The organism is Rhodanobacteraceae bacterium (genome assembly GCA_016713135.1).
Classification (GTDB): Bacteria; Pseudomonadota; Gammaproteobacteria; order Xanthomonadales; family SZUA-5; genus JADKFD01.
The window spans coordinates 105,780-111,779 of sequence record JADJPR010000015.1 but is presented as its reverse complement, the minus strand read 5'-3'; the positions used below and the strand labels follow the sequence as shown (position 1 = coordinate 111,779).

Here is a 6,000-nt window from a genome sequence, read left to right as displayed (position 1 = left end):
GTTTCTTCGACCCGGCTTCCTGCCTGGATTTCGAGGGGGAGGCGGGCCTGTCGGCTTGCGGGCGGGTTAGGGAAGGAAGCCACAGCCAGCAACTCTGCTCGGCTGATAACGCTTTGCTCTCGACTTCCGTAGAGCAAATCGATCTAGAAGCTCGCCTCGAAAACCAGGCAGGAAGCCGGGTCGAAGGAACAATGGGGCCCCTCGGGAGCGCCGAGGAGCGGAGCGAAGCGCAGGGGAAAGCGAGCATGTCCGAGCACAGGGACGTGCGAGTTGCGCAGCGAGCCTTGCGCTTCGCGAGCACCGCAGGAACTTTGCCGCGCATGATGCGCGGCAAGCGCGATGTTTGGGTGGCTTTCTTTGGTGACTTTTCTTTGGCCATCAAAGAAAGTTACTCGGCTTCCACAATTAACGCCGTTGCTCTTGATCTTGGTGGCAAGAGCCAAAGGCGAAAAGCAAGAAGCCAAAAGCTCGCGGGCTGAGCCCGCTCCCACAAACAGCAAAGCAGCAGCGACAGCGACCGCGACCGCGACAGCGACAGCGACAGCGACAGCCAGAAGCTCGCAGCCTAGCGACGGCGACAAGAACCAGGCTTCCTTCTGCTCAAGACCCGCAAGCCGGGTTGACCCGCCACCCTCAAGAACCAGGTAGGAAGCCGGGTCGAAGACCGGAGCCCTCGGGCGCCGCCGAGGAGCGGAGCCGGAAGCGCAGGGGAAAGCGAGCATGTCCGAGCACAGGGATGTGCGTTGCGCAGCCGCCTGCGATTCGTGAGCACCGCGGGGACCCCTGTGTGCACGACGCCCACGGGCGCGGACGCGGTGCCCTCTTTCTTGGTCTACCTTCTTTCTGGGCAAGCGGGAAGAAGTGACCGGCCGTCAAGGGTGAAACGCTTTTGCTCTTCAGGTAGGAGCAAGAAACAACAGCAACAGCGAAAAGATCGCGGGCGGAGCCCGCTCCCACGAACAGCGACAAGCGACAAGCGACAAGCGACAAGCGACAAGCGACAAGCGACAAGCGACAAGCGACAAGCGACAGCAATGGCGACAGCGAACGATCACGCACTGCGCCCCTTGTCCTGATCCTCCCCCTGATATCGTTCCCCCTGGCACCCCCTGCCAGGACGCTTCGATGCTTGATACCTTCGCCCGTGGCGCGATGCTCGCCGCCGCACACTTGCTGACCGGCGTGCGCGGGATCTGGGCTGCGCCGCCACCCGCCGGGCCCTGCGTCTATTTCGGCAACCACGTCAGCCATGGCGACTTCGCGCTGATCTGGGCGGTGCTGCCACCGGCGCTGCGGGCGCGCACTCGGCCGGTGGCGGGCAAGGACTATTGGGACAAAGGCGCCCTGCGCCGCTATGTCGGCCATCACGTGGTCCGCGCGGTGCTGATCGAGCGTGAACGGGAAAAACGCGAGCAGGATCCGATCGCACAGATGTCCGAGGTCCTGAAGACCGGCCAGAGCCTGATCCTGTTCCCGGAAGGCACGCGCAACCAGACGGACGCCGACCTGCTCCCCTTCAAGAGCGGGCTCTACCACCTGGGCCGCACCAATCCGGGTGTGCCTCTGGTGCCGGCGTGGATCGACAACCTGCACCGGGTGCTGCCCAAGGGCGAGGTGATTCCGGTGCCGCTGCTGTGCACGGTGCATTTCGGCGCGCCGATCACGGTCGCCGAAGGCGAGCACAAGGATGCCTTCCTGGCGCGTGCGCGCACTGCTCTGCTGGCCCAGCGCCCGGCGCACCTGGAGGCCGCATGAGCACCACCCTCAAGCTCTTCCTCGGCATCTTCGCCGTGCTCGGATTCGCCAGCGCGGTGGCGCTGACCTTGCGCCACACCGTGGCCAGGGGCAAGCCGCACGCGGTGATCGACAACCTCAACGACCGCATCAATGCCTGGTGGGTGATGGTGGGGCTGGTGGCCCTCGCCTTCGCCTTCGGCAAGACCGGCGTGATCGTGCTGTTCGCGCTGCTGTCGCTGCTGGCGCTGCGCGAGTTCGTGACCCTGACCTACACCCGGCGCAGCGACCACCTGGCGCTGGCGCTGGTGTTTTACCTGGCGCTGCCGGTGCAGTACCTGCTGATCTGGATCGAATGGTATGGGCTGTACTCGATCTTCATCCCGGTGTACGGCTTCCTGCTGCTGCCGATCGTCGCTGCGCTGCGCGCCGACACCGAGCGTTTCCTCGAACGCATCGCCACGGTGCAGTGGGCGCTGATGCTGGCGGTGTTCTGCCTCTCGCATGTCCCCGCGCTGGTGACCTTGCAGATTCCGGGCTACGGCGGGCGCGAGATCCTGCTGATCGCCTTCCTGGTGATCGTGGTGCAATCCAGCGATGTGCTGCAGTACGTCTGGGGCAAGCTGTTCGGCAAGCGCAAAGTGGCGCCCTCGCTGTCGCCGTCGAAGACCTGGGAAGGACTGATCGGCGGCGTGCTCTCTTCGACCGCGCTCGGCGCCGCGCTGTTCTGGATCACTCCGTTCAGTCCGCTGCGGCGGCGGCCATCGCCTTCGCGATCAACGTCATGGGCTTCTTCGGCGGACTGGTCATGAGCGCGATCAAGCGCGACCACGGGGTCAAGGACTGGGGCCATCTGATCGCCGGCCACGGCGGCGTGCTCGACCGCCTGGACTCGGTGCTGTTCTCGGCGCCCGTGTTCTTCCACATCGTGCGATATGGGTTCACGCCCTGAGGTCGGATTGAGTAGCCCGTTGTGCGCGCGCTGCGCGCTCAGCGGGAGCTTGCCGCGGGTAAGCCGGTGAACGGCTGCGCCGCACACCGGCCTGCGCGGCACCCGTAGGACCGTGCGTGCGAACACCGTTTCAGGGGGACAAGCCGCCATGCGTCGCGGCTCTGTAGTAGGCTCTTCACATCCACACGAAGAGCGAACGCGATGAGCGCAGTGCGCAGCATTTCCCCCGAATCCACGCCGGCGTGGATCTCCCATTACATCAACGGCGCGCGCGTGCCGGCCGGCGAAGGGCCGACCAGCGCGGTCTACAACCCGGCCACCGGGGCCCAGACCGGCTTGCTGCCGCTGGCCGATCGCGCGCAGGTGGACGTCGCGGTGGCCGCGGCCGCGGCCGCCCTGCCCGGCTGGTCGGCGACCCCACCGCAGAAGCGCGCGCGGGTGATGTTCAAGTTTCGCGAACTGCTCGAATCGCGCGCCGACATCCTCGCCTCACAGATCACCGCCGAGCACGGCAAGACCCACAGCGATGCGCTGGGCGAGGTCGCGCGCGGCCTGGAAGTGGTCGAGTTCGCCTGCGGCATCCCGCATTTGCTCAAGGGCGAGACCACCGAGAACGTGGCCAACGGCGTGGATGCCTATTCGCTGCGCCAGCCGCTCGGTGTGGTCGCCGGCATCACGCCGTTCAACTTCCCGGCGATGGTGCCGATGTGGATGTTCCCGATCGCGATCGCCTGCGGCAACACCTTCGTGCTCAAGCCCTCTGAACGCGATCCGTCGTCGTCCTTGCTGCTGGCCGACTGGCTGGCCGAGGCCGGGCTGCCGGCCGGCGTGTTCAACGTGGTGCACGGCGACAAGCGCGCGGTCGACGCGCTGCTGGAGCACCCGGACGTGCGCGCGATCAGCTTCGTCGGCTCGACGCCGATCGCCAAGTACATCTACGAAACCGGCGCGCGGCATGGCAAGCGCGTGCAGGCGCTCGGCGGCGCCAAGAACCACATGGTGGTGATGCCGGACGCCGACCTGGACCAGGTCGCCGATGCGCTGATGGGCGCCGGCTACGGCTCGGCCGGCGAGCGCTGCATGGCGATCTCGGTGGCCGTCGCGGTGGGCGATGAAACCGCCGATGCGCTGATCGCGCGCCTCGCGCCGCGGGTGCACGCGCTCAAGATCGGCCCGGGCGAACTGCCGGGCATGGACATGGGCCCGCTGATCACCGCGCAGCACCGCGACCGCGTGCGCGGCTATGTCGACACCGGCGTGACCGAAGGCGCGGAACTGGTGGTCGATGGCCGCGGGCGCGAGATCCCGCAGTCCGGCGACGGCTACTTCCTTGGCGGCTGCCTGTTCGACCACGTCAAGCCCGGCATGCGCATCTACCGCGAGGAGATCTTCGGGCCGGTGCTGGTGGTGGTGCGCGTGGGCAGCTACGAGGAAGCCCTCGCGCTGGTCAACGGCCATGAATACGGCAACGGCACCGCGATCTTCACCCGCGACGGCGACGCCGCGCGCGACTACGTCAACCGCGTTCAGGTGGGCATGGTCGGCGTCAACGTGCCGATCCCTGTACCCAGCGCCTTCCACAGCTTCGGCGGCTGGAAAGCCAGCCTGTTCGGCGACCAGCACGTCTACGGCCCCGAAGGCGTACGCTTCTACACCCGGCTCAAGGCCGTCACCACGCGCTGGCCGACCAGCATCCGCGCGGGTGCTCAGTTCGTGATGCCGCATTGAAGCGACAGCACAGGTTCAACGCAAAGACGCAAAGGACGCAAAGTGCGCAAAGGGAACAGACTCGCGGAGGGTTCGCGATGGACGCTGCTTGCTGACGGCCAGCGCATCCTCACCTGCACCAGTGTTGGAAGTCTTCCGAGCGGAGGTGGCAAATCGGACCCGAAATGTCCAGATGATCGATTCATTCGCTCTGCTTGCCTTTGCGACCTTTGCGACTTTGCGTTGAAATTTTGATCTCATCCTTCTGACCTGGGAGGTCGGCCATGAACGCCGTACTGAAGCCGCAAGCCCCGCTCGCCATCAACGGCAAGCGCCTGTGGGACAGCCTGATGGAGATGGCGCAGATCGGCGCGACGCCGAAGGGTGGCGTTTGCCGCCTGGCGCTGACGGACCTCGACAAGCAGGGCCGCGATCTGTTCGTGCGCTGGGCCAAGGAGGCCGGGTGCACGATCACGGTCGACCGGATGGGCAATGTGTTCGCGCGTCGCGCCGGCAAGGACGATTCGCTGCCGCCGGTGGTGACCGGCTCGCACGCGGATTCGCAGCCCACCGGCGGCAAGTTCGACGGCATCTACGGTGTACTCGGCGGGCTGGAGGTGATCCGCAGCCTGAATGACCACGGGATCCAGACCGAGCGTCCGGTCGAGGTGGTGATCTGGACCAATGAGGAAGGCTCGCGCTTCGCTCCGGCGATGGTTGCATCCGGCGTGTTCGCCGGCGTGTTCACCCTGGACTACGGCCTCTCGCGCGCGGACGTCGACGGCAAGACCATGGGCGAGGAGCTGGCGCGCATCGGCTATGCCGGCGAGGCGCCGATGGGCAAGCCGATCCACGCGGCCTTCGAGTTGCACATCGAACAGGGCCCGATCCTCGAGACCGAGGACGTCACCATCGGTGTCGTGACCCACGCACAGGGCCAGCGCTGGTACGAAGTGGTGTTCACCGGCCAGGAATCTCATGCGGGCCCGACGCCGATGCCGCGCCGGCGCGACGCGCTGCTCGGCGCCGCGCGGGTGATCGACCTGGTCAACCAGATCGGCCACAAGTACGCGCCCTTTGCGTGCGCGACCGTCGGCATGCTCCAGGTGCACCCGAACTCGCGCAACGTGATCCCGGGCCGGGTGTTCTTCACCGTCGACCTGCGCCATCCGGAAGACGAGACCCTGCTGAAGATGGACGCCGATTTGCGCGCCGGCATCGCGCGCATCGCCGAGGAGACCAAGATCGAGGTCACCAAGCTGGAACAGATCTTCTACTACAAGCCGGTCACCTTCGATCCCGACTGCGTCGCCTCGGTGCGCGCCGGCGCGGAACTGTTCGGCTACAGCCACCGCAACATCGTCTCCGGCGCCGGCCACGACGCCTGCTACCTTGCCCAGGTGGCGCCCACCTCGATGGTCTTCGTGCCCTGCGTCGGCGGCATCAGCCACAACGAGATCGAGGACGCCACCCCCGCGTGGATCGAAGCCGGTTGCAACGTCCTGCTGCACGCCATCCTCGGCCGCGCCGGGCGCTGAACAACACTGGGCCTGAACTGCCAGGAGAGGACGCGGAGGGCGCAGAGAGGAGAAATGTCAGAGAGCACG

At 66.4% G+C, this 6,000-nt stretch carries 4 protein-coding genes and 1 pseudogene; all 5 read left to right on the top strand.

Translation table 11 applies throughout. The annotated features are described in order from the left end of the window. Positions 1–245: 245 nt before the first annotated feature. The 5 genes and pseudogenes from IPK27_12905 (at position 246) to IPK27_12885 (ending at position 5,931) form a co-directional block, all read left to right on the top strand. Entirely contained in the window at positions 246–479 is a 234-nt protein-coding gene (locus IPK27_12905; protein MBK8068481.1) for a hypothetical protein, read from the top strand. Positions 480–1,125: 646 nt separating this feature from the next. Then, positions 1,126–1,755, top strand: a complete 630-nt coding sequence (locus IPK27_12900; GenBank protein MBK8068480.1) for a 1-acyl-sn-glycerol-3-phosphate acyltransferase — start codon at positions 1,126–1,128, stop codon at positions 1,753–1,755. After that, positions 1,752–2,686 (top strand): annotated as a pseudogene (locus tag IPK27_12895) (phosphatidate cytidylyltransferase). The gene IPK27_12900 and the pseudogene IPK27_12895 overlap by 4 nt, the downstream one beginning before the upstream one ends. Positions 2,687–2,887: 201 nt before the next feature. Next, a complete protein-coding gene (locus IPK27_12890) occupies positions 2,888–4,414 on the top strand; it encodes a CoA-acylating methylmalonate-semialdehyde dehydrogenase (GenBank protein MBK8068479.1) in 1,527 nt (508 codons plus the stop codon). Between the two features lie 263 nt (positions 4,415–4,677). Beyond that, the gene (locus IPK27_12885) at positions 4,678–5,931 is read left to right on the top strand and encodes a Zn-dependent hydrolase (protein MBK8068478.1); all 1,254 of its coding nucleotides are present in this window, start codon (positions 4,678–4,680) and stop codon (positions 5,929–5,931) included. Positions 5,932–6,000 lie beyond the last annotated feature (69 nt).

Coding starts and splice junctions, on each gene's coding strand:
- IPK27_12905 (MBK8068481.1), top strand. CDS start 246: ATGTCCGAGCACAGGGACGTGCGAGTTGCGCAGCGAGCCTTGCGCTTC.
- IPK27_12890 (MBK8068479.1), top strand. CDS start 2,888: ATGAGCGCAGTGCGCAGCATTTCCCCCGAATCCACGCCGGCGTGGATC.
- IPK27_12885 (MBK8068478.1), top strand. CDS start 4,678: ATGAACGCCGTACTGAAGCCGCAAGCCCCGCTCGCCATCAACGGCAAG.
- IPK27_12900 (MBK8068480.1), top strand. CDS start 1,126: ATGCTTGATACCTTCGCCCGTGGCGCGATGCTCGCCGCCGCACACTTG.